General features: G+C 34.5%; 16 protein-coding genes. 5 read left to right on the top strand and 11 right to left on the bottom strand.

Annotated elements, in window-relative coordinates; translation table 11 throughout:
• Window positions 1-81: 81 nt before the first annotated feature.
• The 8 genes from DCC35_RS14370 to serA form a co-directional block, all read right to left on the bottom strand.
• Window positions 82-996 carry a hypothetical protein gene (locus DCC35_RS14370; protein ID WP_137091467.1) on the bottom strand — a complete coding sequence of 305 codons (915 nt, stop codon included), beginning with the start codon at window positions 994-996 and terminating at the stop codon, window positions 82-84.
• 5 nt (window positions 997-1001) lie between these two features.
• On the bottom strand, window positions 1002-1541 hold the full coding sequence (locus DCC35_RS14365; protein WP_137091466.1) for an RNA polymerase sigma factor: 540 nt from the start codon (window positions 1539-1541) through the stop codon (window positions 1002-1004).
• Window positions 1542-1772: 231 nt separating this feature from the next.
• Window positions 1773-2216 (bottom strand): Spy/CpxP family protein refolding chaperone, encoded by a 444-nt coding sequence (locus DCC35_RS14360; protein WP_137091465.1) that lies wholly within the window; start codon window positions 2214-2216, stop codon window positions 1773-1775.
• 5 nt (window positions 2217-2221) lie between these two features.
• Entirely contained in the window at window positions 2222-2635 is a 414-nt protein-coding gene (locus tag DCC35_RS14355) for a hypothetical protein (protein WP_137091464.1), read from the bottom strand.
• A gap of 38 nt (window positions 2636-2673) precedes the next feature.
• Window positions 2674-3189 (bottom strand): RNA polymerase sigma factor, encoded by a 516-nt coding sequence (locus DCC35_RS14350; protein WP_394347733.1) that lies wholly within the window; start codon window positions 3187-3189, stop codon window positions 2674-2676.
• Between the two features lie 83 nt (window positions 3190-3272).
• On the bottom strand, window positions 3273-4208 hold the full coding sequence (locus tag DCC35_RS14345) for a universal stress protein (RefSeq protein ID WP_137091462.1): 936 nt from the start codon (window positions 4206-4208) through the stop codon (window positions 3273-3275).
• Between the two features lie 16 nt (window positions 4209-4224).
• Complete coding sequence (locus DCC35_RS14340) at window positions 4225-5304, bottom strand: aminotransferase class V-fold PLP-dependent enzyme (protein ID WP_137091461.1); 1080 nt, start codon at window positions 5302-5304, stop codon at window positions 4225-4227.
• Between the two features lie 276 nt (window positions 5305-5580).
• Entirely contained in the window at window positions 5581-7464 is a 1884-nt protein-coding gene (serA, locus tag DCC35_RS14335; protein ID WP_175402830.1) for a phosphoglycerate dehydrogenase, read from the bottom strand.
• Window positions 7465-7764: 300 nt separating this feature from the next.
• Between serA and DCC35_RS14330 the strand changes: the two genes are divergently transcribed.
• The gene (locus tag DCC35_RS14330; RefSeq protein WP_137091460.1) at window positions 7765-8628 is read left to right on the top strand and encodes a hypothetical protein; all 864 of its coding nucleotides are present in this window, start codon (window positions 7765-7767) and stop codon (window positions 8626-8628) included.
• A 125-nt stretch (window positions 8629-8753) separates the two neighbouring features.
• Window positions 8754-10124, top strand: a complete 1371-nt coding sequence (locus tag DCC35_RS14325; RefSeq protein ID WP_137091459.1) for an NAD(P)/FAD-dependent oxidoreductase — start codon at window positions 8754-8756, stop codon at window positions 10122-10124.
• 2 nt (window positions 10125-10126) lie between these two features.
• On the opposite strand, the gene DCC35_RS14320 is transcribed toward DCC35_RS14325, so the two are convergent.
• Genes DCC35_RS14320 through DCC35_RS14310 form a run of 3 tightly spaced genes read right to left on the bottom strand, consistent with a single transcriptional unit; the run spans window position 10127 to window position 13267 of the window.
• The gene (locus tag DCC35_RS14320) at window positions 10127-11488 is read right to left on the bottom strand and encodes a two-component system sensor histidine kinase NtrB (protein ID WP_137091458.1); all 1362 of its coding nucleotides are present in this window, start codon (window positions 11486-11488) and stop codon (window positions 10127-10129) included.
• A gap of 3 nt (window positions 11489-11491) precedes the next feature.
• Complete coding sequence (locus DCC35_RS14315) at window positions 11492-12919, bottom strand: sigma-54-dependent transcriptional regulator (RefSeq protein ID WP_137091457.1); 1428 nt, start codon at window positions 12917-12919, stop codon at window positions 11492-11494.
• Between the two features lie 36 nt (window positions 12920-12955).
• Window positions 12956-13267: a response regulator gene (locus DCC35_RS14310; RefSeq protein ID WP_137091456.1), complete on the bottom strand. Its 312-nt coding sequence runs from the start codon at window positions 13265-13267 to the stop codon at window positions 12956-12958.
• A gap of 286 nt (window positions 13268-13553) precedes the next feature.
• On the opposite strand from DCC35_RS14310, the gene DCC35_RS14305 reads away from it, so the two are divergent.
• Genes DCC35_RS14305 through DCC35_RS14295 form a run of 3 tightly spaced genes read left to right on the top strand, consistent with a single transcriptional unit; the run spans window position 13554 to window position 15292 of the window.
• Window positions 13554-13940: an arsenate reductase family protein gene (locus tag DCC35_RS14305; RefSeq protein ID WP_137091455.1), complete on the top strand. Its 387-nt coding sequence runs from the start codon at window positions 13554-13556 to the stop codon at window positions 13938-13940.
• Entirely contained in the window at window positions 13937-14395 is a 459-nt protein-coding gene (locus DCC35_RS14300) for a hypothetical protein (RefSeq protein WP_137091454.1), read from the top strand. The genes DCC35_RS14305 and DCC35_RS14300 overlap by 4 nt, the downstream gene beginning before the upstream one ends.
• 39 nt (window positions 14396-14434) lie before the next feature.
• Window positions 14435-15292, top strand: coding sequence for a universal stress protein (locus DCC35_RS14295; protein ID WP_137091453.1), 858 nt, complete (start codon window positions 14435-14437; stop codon window positions 15290-15292).
• Window positions 15293-15300 lie beyond the last annotated feature (8 nt).

Genomic DNA, 15300 nt, shown 5'->3' with positions numbered 1-15300 from the left:
GAATTGAGAGTTCCTAGACTATGGGAGGTTAAAAAGTATTAAAAAGAACAAATAAAAAAGGACTCCGAAGAGTCCCTTGAATTATTTTTGATTTTTGATTTCCATCAGATCCTGCACAACTTCTGTGTTGTCGAGCGGCTTGAGTGGAACTGCATTTTGAGTAGTGTCCAGTTCAAAGAATTGTCCTTCGTAATAAAGAAATAATCCTCTGATATTATCATTATTGATTTCAAGAATTTCATAAGGTCTTTCACCACCAAAATCACCATAAAGTGAAAGTTTGTTTTCGTAAAACCTGTAGTGAAAACCAAAGCGACTTCCTTTTGTAGTTTCAATTTCAATTAATCTGTAAGGATTATAGCTTGATGTTTCAGAAGGTGCTTCAGTAATTTCTGAAGCAGTATTTTCAGATTCAACGATAGATTGATCCTCAGTTTCTGAGATTTCATTCTCAGCTTTTTCGGTAATCAAAGATTCTGATTTATCAGCTTCAGGTTTTATTACTGGTTTTTGAATAATTTCTTCTTTTCTTTCTTTCTCATTTCCTTCAGCTAATTGAGGAGTTTCAGTTTCAACCTCATCAGTTGTTATATCTGTCTTTTCCTCCTCTTTAGTAGTAAGTTCATTGGATTCTTTCGGATCTCCAACAATTTGATCATTTATAACTACCGGGTCTGAGGAAGTAATATTTTCATTATCTCCCATATTAAAAAGTAGTGCGCCTAATAGCATAGCCACTAAAAGAGAAACACCCAGAGCAACTTTTCCGGAAGTGGTTTGATACCACGCAGAAGACGATACCGGGATTTTATTTAAACGAGCTTTAAGCTGTTGTGTCCTGACTTGCTCAAGACCTTTTATAATATCTTTTTGAACGGATACCTGATTTTGTAGCTCCGGATCAGCTGCCATTTTCTTTTCGAAGGCCATTCGGTCAGCTGCAGACAAATTACCCATTAGGTAATCATCGATGATATTTGATTCGTTTAAGTTCATAATTCTTAGTCTAAAAAGTCACCGGCAGAATATTTAGATTTCACCAGTTCGTCTAACCTTTTTTTACACTTGTACTTTTTTGTTTTTGCTGTGTCAGTATTTGCCAGGCCTAAGTTTAAAGCTATATTTTGCATTGACATCCCATCGAAATAAAAGTATGTCAATATTTTTTTACATGTATCGCCTAATTCGTTGATACATTCTGTGATTATTCTCAACCGTTCTTCCTGTTCAAAATCCATTGACTCAGGATTATCTTTTTCTTCTCTGCTTAATCTACTTTTCCGATCAAGCTCTTTACGCCATAGATTCAAACAGATGCTGTATAGAAAAGTACTAATTTTTGAAGTTAGCACCAGATTTCCACTGACGACTTTTTGCCAAAATACTATCAAAGCCTCCTGATAGATATCTTTTGCTTCTTCTTCAGTACCACTATTTGTAATGACTATCCTGGACATCATTCTGTAGTATTTTTTGTACAGATAATCCAGGGCAGTTTCATCACCTTTACTTATTCTTTCAAGAATCTCTTGATCCTTCATCTAAAGCGCTTCAATGGTTTATACGTGTTGAAAATAAAATGTAACCCAGTAATTACAAAAAAATGTAAAAAAAATGGTTAATTTTTTTTGCAGTCTCTAAACTACGATAAAGAACTTAGAAATGAAACTATATAAAGAAGGCTCATATAATTTAAACGTTATATTTTATTAGAAAAATTAAAAAACCTGACTAAAAAGCCAGGTTTGAATATTTCATTGTGTAAAAACAGTTTAATTACGCCTTCTTTTATTTGCTCTGTCTCCGATTCTTTCCAGCAATAGTTCTTTAAATTCCCTCTCAGCCTGTTGCAATGATATCAATTGAGCAGGAGATATTATTTTAAGTAATTTTTTGCTGTAATCTTTTTCCAGTTTTGCTTCCCTTTCCTTGATTTCGAGGCTTTTATTTAAAATAGCTGTTTGCTCTTTCTCTGACATCTCTTTTAATCGTTTACTTCCTCTCATTTCCCTGAGTTCATTTCTCATCTCTGCTCGTTTGGCCAAAAATTCATTGTATATCGGCCAGAATTGCTGAGCCTGGTCGGGGGTTAGCTCTACTTTCTTAGTTATGTAAGCTATACGAGCACTTTCTATCCTTTCTTTTGCCGGACCTGATTGTGCGCTGGCTACAAAAACCAGCATTAGCAATCCAAAAAATATTATAGATCTTTTCATATTTATTAAAGGTAATTATCAATATAATCTTTTAATATCTCCTCTTCAATATCACTTTTGTCATCTAATTCTGCATCATTAATGTTTTTAGTGGCAGCAAATTCTATCAGTTCTTCTATTTCCATATTTGACTCGGCCAGGTATTTAATTATAGCCTCATCAGGTATCTCTTTAAGAATTTCTTTTACTTCTGTGTTTTCAGCAACCTGAACCTGATCATCATTTGTTGTATTATAAAGTACAATTCCAATAGCCATGATAAATAAAACAGATGCTGCCACTTTAAATAAATCCGTTCTAATGGATTTAATTTTAATCGCCCCATCTTTATTTTCGACCTTTGATTTAATTTGACTTTCCAGGTCACCGAAATAATTTTCAGGTACTTTAAAAGGATGTTTTTTCGATGTATTTCCCATATCCCTTTTTTTATTTGATGCTTTAAACTCTTAAAGGTTTAATCAGGTAATGAAATATATTTTTTTATTTTCTTCACAGCATGGTGATATGAAGCTTTTAATCCTCCGACAGAGGTTTCGGTTATCGAAGATATTTCCTCATATGATAAATCATCGAAATACTTCATATTAAAAATCAACCTTTGTTTGTCAGGAAGTTTTAATAATGCTTTCTGAAGTTTTATTTCGATTTCAGTACCATCAATGTAAGCTGAAGATGTTAATGAATTCTCCAGTTCGCTTTCCAAACTTGAAAAAGAAAATAAGCTGGTTCTTTTTTTCTTCCTGAGAAATTTCAAACACTCATTTGTTGCGATTCGGTATATCCAGGTGAACAAATCTGAATCTCCCCTGAATTTATCTAAGTTTTCATAAACCTTAATAAATGTTTCCTGAGTTATATCATCAGCATCATCGTGATCTATGACCATTTTTCTTATGTGCCAATAAACTCTTTCCTTATATTCTTTAAGGATAGAAGTGAATTCGTTATCGGTCAGATTTTTTTTGGTCAATGCTTCTTCCACTCAAAAAATAATTTTGTATCTAAGGTTTAGATATCAAAAGTTGATAAAGGTTTAATCTGACCGAGAAATAATTAAAATTCCCTTAAAGATTCCAGTATTCCTGCGTTTGTGCCTTTTCGACGAACTACCATTACAGGAACATCTTTTAAGAACTGTATTAATCTTTCTGCCATGCTTCCTATAAATAATGAAGGCAAAGCTGTGCGACCTTTGGCACCAAAGACTACCAGGTCGGCCTGAATTCCTTTTGCCAAATTGTATATATCCTCAATTGGGTTTTCGTTAGTGTCAAGTGAGTAGATAGCCCTGATGTTTGCATCTTTTGTATCTATTTTCTTAAGGAAATTCGTGAAATCCTTTTTAGCATTTGAACGCATTATTTCAGAAAACTCCTCATAAGATTTTCCGCTATAATGATAACCTGATGGAACTGAATACACATTTTGACAAACAATTTCGATGTCCCTGCCTTCGTGACTCTTTATCATTGACGCTATCTGAATACTTTCTTCTAATGCGTCCTGGGCATTATTTGAAAAGTCTATCGGGACATGAATCTTGTTTATTTTTGGTTTAGTGCCCTCAGGGATAATAAGTAGACTACAGTCTGCTCTTCTAGCCAGGCGATTTACCATTATACCTGAACCTTCTCTCTTTTTCTTTCTTCCAACTATAATCAGGTCAGTATCACCAGAATGTGAATACCTTAGTAATCTTTTGGCTTTCTGTCCTTTTGAAACCTCATATGATAGTTTGAATGGAGGCTTTGCACCAATTCTCCCGGTAATTTCCTCCTTCATCTGGGCTTTTTTATCGCTTATAGCCTTTTTTACCATGTCAGGAAATTCTTTCTTTATTTCATCTGGCACAGCAATGACAGGAGTTATTTTAACGAATTTAAGCTCCTCGGCATCATTTAGTCTCATGAAATAGTCCGAGTAATCGATCAATGTTTCGTCAAGTTTTGAAAGGTCTAAACCAACTAAAACTTTATTTATTTTATACATATAGCAAATCTATACTTTATTGTATTTCATTTATTTTATCTGCCAGCATTTCTATCTGCTCCTTACCGGTAGCAGGAAAGTTAGCAATTCTTATATGATTACTTTTAAAGCTACCATAACCACTTCCAATAACCATATGTTTTTTCTTTAATTCATTGATAATTCTTTCCGACTCTCCGTTGGTGTTAAAGACACATACAGTTTGGGAACGAATTTTTTCATCATTTACAAAAGGATTAAGTAAAGGATGCGTTTGTAAACCATAATATAAAACGCCCGCTTTATATATCGTTTCGTTTCTGATTTGTCCTATGCCTTTAGTTAACATATCTCCGGCAACTTTGCCCAATAAATAGATACCCAAAACATTTGGTGTTTCCACGTTTTGGAAATCTTTTCCCTTTTTATACATAGCCAGTAGCCTATGATATGAACCGGTAATTATCCCCTTGTTTTCCAGTTTTTCTGCTTTTTCGATACAGTTTTGATTTACTATCCAAACTCCAAGGCCGGCAGGAAGCCCAAAACATTTTTGTACCGAAAAGTAAGCAGAATCTATTAAATCATAAGGAAGATCGACTATAGGTAAAGATGAAACAGCATCAACAGTTATTAATGCATCCGGAAATTTATTTCTAAGTTTCTTAATATCTTCAAGAGGTTGGGAAACACCCGTGGAAGTTTCGTTGTGAGTGATAGCTATAAGTTCGACCTCTTGATCTTCTTTTATTTCATCGACATGAACAACCTCGCCTTCCTTTGCTGAATAAACTATTGCATCCTTATTGTAAGCAGAAGCTATATCAGCAAATCGCTTACTAAAAGCGCCATTTACCAGATGGAGAGATTTGTTTTCTACTGTATTCTGGATCAGTCTTTCCCATGCTTCATTAGCAGAAGAAGTAAATAATATTGAAAAATTATCTGGTAGCGATAATAAGGTTCTTAAATTATTTTCAGTCTCCTTGTATATATCTTTAAATGCAGCAGACCTGTGCGAAGCAGACAGATATCCTTTACTCAATGCATCTTTTAAATGCAGATTGACTGTTGGGTATAATGCTGATGGTCCTGGTGTAAAATATAGTTGATGCATATCCGATCAAATTTTGAACAAAAGTCGAAAATAATTTGAAAGCTACAAATCATGCCGTTAATATTTTTCTTCCTAACTTTGCATATAAGGCATCGGGACGTTTTGCGACTTTGAACACTATTAACAATACCGGGTGAATCCCACCGCGAAACCGGGCCTCAACCTACTTTGTAGGTCTTCTGTTAGTTCAGAAGTTAACAGTGGAAGGTTGACCGGAAAGGGATAGCCCAAATCCTGCTAATTTAGCAAGGTCTGCAACTTTCCCCGGTGTCTTTCTTAATATAAAACCCGGAATTTTACTGTTCCCTCAATGGCTTTTAAGGCCTTTATTACATCCTTATCGTATTGTTTGTCTATATCGGTGATTACATAACCAATTTGTTCATTCGTTTTTAAGTATTGCCCTACAATATTGATGTCATGTTCAAGAAGCACGTTGTTCATTTTTGCTAAAATACCAGGTTTGTTACGGTGGATATGAATTAAACGATGTGCGTTTTCAAGTGTAGGCAATTGTAAATTCGGGAAGTTGACACTATTCGTTGTACTACCAGTATTTATGTATTGCATAATTTTATTGGGAACAAAATCAGCAATATTTTCCTGTGCTTCCAGTGTGCTACCTCCAATATGTGGGGTAAGGATCAAATTCTGAAGACCAAGCAAATCTGATTTAAAAGGTTCTTCATTGCTTTTTGGTTCCTCCGGAAAAACATCAACTCCAGCACCTCTGATTTTACCTGATTTAAGATTTCTTGCCAATGCAGGTATATCTACTACCTGGCCTCTGCTTAGATTAAGGAATACCACCCCATCTTTCATCTGATTGAATTCCTTGTCTCCAATGATGTTTTTATTCTCAGGTCGGCCGTCAACATGCAATGAAATTACATCTGCTTTGTTTAATAATTCATTTAGACTATTGCATTTGGTTGCGTTTCCAAGGGCAAGCTTTTCCACGATATCATAATAGTAAACATCCATCCCGGCACCTTCCGCAAGAATTGAAAGTTGAGCACCTATATTTCCGTAACCAATTATTCCCAGTTTTTTTCCTCTTATTTCATAACTACCGCTAGCAGATTTATTCCATTTCTTATTATGCATAGCTATATTCTTATCCGGAATATTTCTCATGAGCATAATAATCTCACCAAGAGCAAGCTCAACCACAGACCTCGTGTTGCTATAAGGAGCATTAAACACGGCTACTCCTTTTTCAAGGCATGCTTCAAGATCTATTTGATTGGTGCCAATACAAAATGCACCCACGGCGATCAGCCTGTTAGCATTTTCCAGTACCCTTCTGGTTACGTGTGTTTTAGACCTGATACCTAATATTGAGACATTTTTAATCTTCTCACATAGCTCATCTTCATCCAGACCTGCGGGATAAACTTCTACGTTATATCCTTCTTCTTTCATGCTTTCGACAGCATCCTGATGAATATTTTCTAAAAGGAGAACGTTGATCCTGTTTTTAGGGTAACTAATCGCTGTATTCATGTTATTTAAATAAAGTATTTCATCTAAACTGGGAGCAATGTGATCGGCTTTTTCTAATACATTTCCCCGTTGAACATTTTCAGTAAATGCATAAAATTTATTTGCGAGTCCCGAGGCTTTGATTTCATAATCGGTATATCCGTCTCCGATGACATAGATGTCTCCTTTTATTTTAAGGTTTTTAAGCAAATTAACTTTCCCATTGTCTTTGGCCAATTCATTGGTTTCATCAAAACCGATGATATTTCCATTCTCATCATATTTAAACTCATTTGCATAAACATGCTCTGGTTTAACTCCCATTTCTTCTACAACAGGAATAATAAAGTCTTTAAATCCACTGCTGACAATGTAGATATTGTCAGCATATTTGTCAAAGAATTCCTGGTTTCTTCTAAAGCTCTTAGAAACCTCATTTTTCAACCTTTCTGATAGATCTTTTACATCTTTTTTATCTGCTTTCAGTAGAGCTATTCTTTGCTTGAGAGAATCTTCAAAACCAAGCTGACCACTCATTCCTTTATCAGTGATGTCTTTGACTTTCTTAACAACACTTTCTTTATTTTCATGATTTTTAAGAGCTATCTCTACTAGAAGATCGAGTCCTTCTACTTTAGTAAAAGTACTATCAAAGTCGATTACAAAATTCTTCACAGGTTAAATATTTATCTTTTTTACTGGACGTACAAAAATAGAAATTATTTATCTGGTATGATAGTAATAATAAGTTACTAAACGAAAATTGATTTATTGATAATATGAGTAATATAAAAGAATAGAGAATTTTCATATTGTTTAAAATTGATATGGGCAAATATTATTTTGACAATAAAACGAGTGTTCGTATTGAAGCATCCTGATTACTTTCTGATTTTTTTTGGAATAAAATTCACAACGGATTAAACCTTTTTAATTGATCATGCTCTAAGAACAAAAGAACAAAAAACTTTTATTATGAAACTTAACACGCGAAAACTTCAATTACTTTTTTTAACAACTGTACTAGCTGTAACTTTTACAGCATGCGAGGACAATGAAAATGTGGATTCTACCGACCAGGAATTAGCTCTCTCGGCAGAAAGTGATTTTGAGGAGCAATACATGGATCTTGACCAGGTGATTTATGATGCCTTTGACATTAATGGAATGGGACCTGATAATGGCAGGGTAGTAGCTACTGATAAGGATCAAACTACTCTAAAGTGTGCCCAAGTTACCTGGGAACACAATACTGAAACAGGAGAGGGATTCTTTTCTATTGATTTTGGAACTGATGGGTGTGTAGGTCCATATGGCCGGGTGAGAAAAGGTATAGTGAATATATCCTATACAGGGAGATACTGGGAAACCGGGTCTGTAATTACTACCACTGTGGACCAATACTATGTTAATGACGTAAAGGTGGAAGGCACCAGAGTAGTGGAAAATATAACTGATGGAGCAGTTCCAACTTTTAAAATATCGTTGACTGGTGGGAAACTAATTTTTCAGGATGGGAAAGTAGCTACTCGAACTTCAACCAGATATAGAATTTACGATTTCAATAATCTTGAAATGAAAATTTACGGAACAGCAGAAGGTGTAAATCGATTAGGGACTTCATACAATATTCAGGCTTCTTCTGAAACTCCGGTTGTTTTCGTTAAGGGGTGTCAGCCTAACGGAAAGTATTTTCCTGTTTCCGGTATAAAAACCATTTCCAGAGTCAGAGCTAATAATGAAATGAAAGATTTTGTTGTTGACTATGGACAGGGAGAATGTGATTCTAAAGTTTTTATTAATGCTGACAATTGGAGTGGAGAGATAACAATAAACTAAAGAGTCAGAAACAAGAATTTTATTCTATTATGAAAAAGCCGGCAAAAGCCGGTTTTTTTATTTTAACTTGAACATGATTGTAGTGACTACGTTTATAATTAAAGATTTAATTTAAAAACTTATCTATGAATCAATCTAATCGAGAGAAAGATCATTTCGAAAAAAACAGTCTTTCAGTACCATCTACTCATAAAAAGCGAATTGTAGTGATCGGCGGAGGATTTGCCGGGATAAATTTCGTAGATAAGATAAATTCTAAAGAATATCAGATTGTACTTTTTGACCGGTATAATTATCATACTTTCCAACCTCTACTTTATCAGGTCGCTACAGCGGGCCTGGAGCCTGATAGTGTTTGTGGTCCGTTAAGAAAAATATGCAAGACCAAAAAAGATCTTTATTTCAGAATGCTGAAGGTTCAGAAAGTAGATACAAAGGAGCGTCGGGTATATACATTACTCGGTTCTATAAAATATGATTATTTAGTAGTTGCCACCGGAGCCAAGACTAATTATTTCGGTAATGAAAATATCGAAAAGCATGCTTTTCCGCTTAAGCAAGTTGTTCATGCCTTAGAGTTAAGGTCTCAATTATTTCAATTATTTGAGAAGGCAGAATTGCGTCGGGGAACGGACGAAGTAGATAAATTACTCACTTTTGTGGTGGTGGGAGGTGGTCCTACCGGAGTAGAGATGGCCGGAGCACTTGCTGAAATGAAGAATCACGTTTTACCTCATGATTATCCGGAGATTGATTTCAGAAGAATGAAGGTCTATTTGCTGGAAGGGCTTGAAAGATTATTGCCTGCAATGACTGAATCTTCATCAGAATCTTCTAAAAAATATCTTGAGACCTTAGGAGTAGATGTAAGGCTGGAAACATTTATGAAAGATTATGATGGTAAAAAAGCTGTGTTAGATAACGGTGAGGAAATTTATGCTGATACAGTTATCTGGGCAGCAGGAGTAATGCCTAATATCATAGAAGGGATTGAGGCTGATCAATTTAAAGGTCGATTCCATGTAGATGAATTTAACAGGGTTTACACTTCTGAAGGACAATCTACTTATGACAATATTTATGCACTTGGCGATGTTGCTTACCAGGTAACTGAGCAATTCCCCAAAGGACTTCCAGGGGTAGCCCCGGTTGCTATTCAACAAGGAGAATACCTGGGTAAAACATTTAACAGACTTGCAAAAAATAAAAAGATCAGTCCTTTCAATTACCTGGATAAAGGCACAATGGCTACCGTAGGAAGAAATAAAGCGGTGGCAGATCTTCCGTTAGATATTAAGTTATCCGGATTTATGGGGTGGATAACCTGGATGTTTGTTCATTTAATGTATTTGATCGGTTTCAGGAATAAAATGGTAGTTTTTGTTAACTGGATGTGGAGTTATTTGAATTACGACAGAGGCATCAGGTTAATAATCAGGCCTGCACAGAAAAACTGGGAAGAAACTGATGAGCTGATTGAAAAATCACTGCAATAAAATCAATTGGCAACAGGAAAACTGATAACAAACTTCGTCCCTTTTCCATAATCACTATTAAGGTCTATCGAACCGTTGTGTTCCTGTATTATGGTATGCACAGTAGTCATACCAAGTCCAACACCTGAACTTTTGTTTGTATAGAAAGGGTCGAAGATATGTTCTTGTTCTTCTGTTGTCATGCCTTTTCCGTTATCTTCCAGAATAATGAAGAATTTGCTGTCAAAGACATCACAAGAAATACCAACTTTTCCTTCAGTATGTTCGATAGCCTCAATGGCGTTTAATAATAAATTAGTGAAAGCCATCTCAAGTCGTTCTTCATTACCTTTAATTCGCTTTGTTTGACTTTCAGGATCGAGGTCTATTCCACAAACTATATTTTTAAGTTGAACTCTGTCCTTAATCGTGTCAAAAGCATTGATGATAGTTTGTTCCGGATTAATTAGTTCTGTAGAATCAATCTTTTCAGGATTTGACGATTTCAACAGTTTGTCGATCAATAAATTTATCCTGTTTGTATTTCTTTGAATCATGTTAGTGTAGAGCTCAAACTCATCATCATGATTTTGATTTGACTCAATTAATTGTTCCAGGGCAAGGTTAACGTTGGTAATCGGGTTCCTGATTTCATGAGCCATTGCTCTGGCCATTCTACTCGTCATAGATAGTTTTTTTGCTCTGTTTATAATTTTTTCGGCTTTTTTTGCAATAGTAGAATCATGAAACAGGGCATGAAATCCTGTAATGTTTTTCATATTATCCTTGATTGGGACCACGTTTAATAATCCTTCCATTTTAAGGCTTTCAAATTCAGCCGCGACTGCCATTTTATCAATGGGTAATCCTACTTTGATGGCGTTAATCACTTTACTGACAATACTAGGTGGGAAAAGGTCTTCAAATTTGATCTTGCCCGGTTTAGCTCCCGGACCGAAAAGTTCTTTAAATGCTTTATTAACTAATTTTATATTTCCCTCAATATCAGCTATAAGAATTGGATCGAGTGATTCATGGAAAAGATTTTTATATAATACCTCTTCCTCCTGTATTTTTGATCTATAATCGATTTCATCAGAAATTTTTGAAATAAAAATCTTCAATAAAGATTGATTCAAATCTTCATGTTGTACTTCGAATTGCTTTTCTGAAAGTTTATTATTTCGATAGTTACCAATTAATAATCCTGGTTTTTCTATTTGGTTTTTAATTATAGGATCCAGAAAATGATCAGATATATAAAAATCATATTTTTGATTGGAGTCAGTTGTTAATTTAATGTTTTCATGTTCCGCCCAGTTATCTATAATTGAATTGTCTTTTTCTTTTAAAATTAGCAGGCAGGTAAAGTTTTGGTGTTTCATATATCAATCTGTGGCAAGATTAAAGTTCTTTAGTTTATTATAAAGGGTTTTTCTATCTATATTTAAAAGGTCAGCCGCTTTTGATTTATTATATCCCACTTTTCTTAGAGCTTGGATGATAACACTCTTTTCAGCTTCCATAGCAGCAGCTTTTAAATCCAGGGGAAGATTATTCATGAAATTTTCTTCCGGCGGATCGGGGATATATTCGACAACCATTTGCGGAAGGTGTTTTTCATGAATTTCTTCATCATTGCACAGTAAAACAGCCCTTTTAATTACATTTTTCATTTCACGCAAATTTCCATGCCATTCATATCTGGTTAAAGCTTTCATTGCCTTGTTACTTATTCCCTTTACTTCTTTATTTAGCGCTTCATTTGCCTGTTGAAGAAAAAACTCTGCAAATTCGGGGATGTCATCCTTTCGTTCTCTAATCGGAGCCATCGTAACAGTGAATTCATTTAACCTGTGATATAGATCTTCTCTAAAACCATCATCAGATATCAATTTTGAAAGATCCTCGTTGGTAGCGACGATAATTCTAACGTCAACATTAATTTTGTCATTACTTCCGAGTCTTTTTATTTCTCCTTCTTGTATAGCCCTGAGAAGCTTTACCTGGTTTTCATATGAGAGATTTCCGATTTCATCAAGAAAGAGGGTTCCTCCATCGGCAACTTCGAATGAACCCATTTTATCCTTTAAGGCACCGGTGAATGCCCCTTTAATATGACCGAATAATTCGGATCCCGCCAGCTCTTCAGGTAGAGCACCGCAATCAATTGCGACAAAACTTTTATCTTTTCGCTTACTGTTTTGATGGATAAGCCTGGCTGCAACTTCTTTACCTGTACCGGTTTCGCCGTTAATTATTACACTTAGGTCTGTCGGAGCAACGAGTTTTATGTGGTCAAAAACTGTTTTAGAATACTCAGAAGAACCAAGGACATAATCCTTATTAATGGTGGGTTCATTAGGAGTCTTTTTGTTTTTAGACTTTTTAGAACTAGTAGAGTTAGAGCCTTTCTTTGGTTCTTTGTTTTTTGTGGCAGGAATTTCTTTTTTCTTTTCCAGCGCTTGTTTGACTGATTGATATATTTCGTCAGTATATAACGGTTTTGAAACATAATCAGAAGCACCAAGCCTTATTGCACTCACAGCTGTTTTTACATCAGAGTAACCAGTAATAATAAGAACGGCAATATCCGGATGAAAAATTTTTATTTTTTTCATTAAAGTTATTCCATCCTCATCAGGTAATCTGAGATCAATTAAAGCAAGATCAATGTGATTTGATTTTGAATATTCTACAGCTTCGGCTGCATTATGACAAGCATGGCAATTAAATCCTTTCTTCTCTAAAAAAGATGTAAGTATAGTGCATAAATCCTGTTCATCATCAACAATTAATATTGATTCGTTGGCCATATAATATTGAGGGATATTTAAATTTTAATAAAATCTTTAATTTTCATTAACCACTTCAAAAATTTCTTTTTTGGAAAATGGCTTTGGTATAAAGCCATCTGCCATTGAATTTCTTAGTTCTAAGTCCCCAGGTATTTCTCTTGCACTTATTAAATATACTGTAGAATCCTGGTTTTTACTTTTCAATTTGTTTGCTAATACATATCCATTCCCATCTGGTAAATTAATATCTATAAAAGCAATTGAGTCATTATCAATCTCATCTATTATTTTTTCTGCAGTTTTATGTGAGTTAGCAACTGTAACTCTAAAACCTTCTTTTTTAACATTGCAGATAACAAAAGACATATATCCTGCTCATCATCCACCACTAAAACACTTCTCCTTATATCCATTACAGCTCTGTTTATGTGTTAAAAAATTTATTTAGTAATGTTCAAACTTCATTCCGAAGGGAATTGAAGCTTTCTTTTAAGATTATTAGTCAAAAGAGTTAATCTAACAGACTGTTTTTCTACATATAATGTGTAAAAAAATCCCCACAATTACTACAAAAACCATGAAAAAATGGTTAAAAACGCCTTATAAGTAGATGGAATGATTTTTACATATGGTATGGTATAAAAAAATTTTTATGGAGAAGCACAGTAAAGAGATTAAGTTAATCACACATCATAAAAAGTCTTTCGATAAAAAAGCGATGGGGTATGCAAAATTAACCCCTAACGCCGTTCAAGAGGTAAATCTCGATGAAACTAAATTAACTCCCAGAATGATAAAAGAAATTGTCGATGAACTGGGAATAGAGATAAATGATATTGTCGATAGAGACTCAGATCTTTTTAAAAATGAATATGAGGGTGTTGATCTTTCAAAAGATGACTGGTTAAAAGTGTTATCTGAAAAGAGTGAATTATTAAAGACACCGATAGTTTTATCAAATAATGAAAGCTTCATTGTTGATACACCTTCAAGACTTTTAGAATTCAGAGAAAAATATTTTAAAACAGAGACAAAATGACATCAAAAGAAAAATCAATAAAAGAAGTATATTCAGCAATTTGCCATTCCAAATCAATCTATGAGAAAGCTGCAGAATCTGCGCATAATCCTTCTTTGAGAAAAGATTTGAAGGAATTGTCTAAGGAAAGAGATGAATATGCTATTCGATTAAAAAAATATTTAGATGACAGAGGGATGAAAGTAACGTCATCTACAAATTTTGATCTTGACTCATGGTATGAAAATTTAGAGATAACTATCAGTGATCTATTTATTGAAAAAAATACTCCAACTCTCTTAAAGCATGTTATTCGAGCTGACGAAGTTTTAGATGAAACGATCAGTAAATGTCGCAAAGAGGTAGGGGTTGATTCCGAAGATGGATTGATAGAAGAATTAGATGCTATAAAAGCCCATGTTAATCAGGAGATAGAAATTACTAAAGAAAGGTTAACTCATTTTAGTTGGCCGTAATAAAGTAAAAATTGATTATTAATCTAAAATATTAATCATATGAAACGCATACTTGTACCCACTAATTTCACGAAAATAGCCAGGAGAGGACTTGATGCAGCTGTTAGAATAGCTAAAAAGCATCAGGCTGAAATCTATCTGGTGCACTTTTTTCCTTCATCTACAGATTCATTTACAGTAACTGGAGATACCTCACTTCACCAGGGGGGCATGACGGAAGCAGATCGCTATAAAGCTGAAATGATTAGATCAAGCAACAGGCGTATGAATGAAATGATTGATTCGTATGCTGATGAAGGAATTAAGATTGTTTCTCTGCTAAATGAAAATGGTTTCCGCGCAGGTATAGAACATATATGTAAGAATTACGATATTGATATGATCGTGATGGGTTCAAGTGCCGAGCGAACATTTGTCGAGAAGTTTAAAGGGAACCACGCTGAAAGAGCAGTAGAATATGGGCATTGTCCTGTATTGATAGTGAAAGAAAATTTACCCGATAAGAAGTTTCAGCGAATCATGTTAACATATGATCTAAACAATCACGATCGTGAAGTTATTATGAAAGCAAAAGATTTTGCTGATTCATTCGGAATGGAAATTTACCTGATTCACATTTATGATGATCCGGATAAATCTGAGAAGGAAATGGAAGAAAAACTTCAGAGGTTTGCCCACGATCATGACTTAAACAACTGCAGGATCGTTAGTTATTATCATAAAGACACAGCGAAGGGTATTGCCCTTGCAGCTAAAGAATTAAAGGTAGATACAATAGTATTGTTATCGAATCACCATAATTATTTATCCCGGTTCTTTTTAAGTACAACAACCGAGGAAGTTTTGGAAGATGCCAGTCAATATATTATGGCAGTTCCAAATGTTATTCACCAATAAATTATTTG

The sequence above is a fragment of the Mangrovivirga cuniculi genome, from assembly GCF_005166025.1.
In the GTDB taxonomy this organism is placed as follows: Bacteria; Bacteroidota; Bacteroidia; order Cytophagales; family Cyclobacteriaceae; genus Mangrovivirga; species Mangrovivirga cuniculi.
This window is presented reverse-complemented; position numbering and strand designations above follow the sequence as displayed.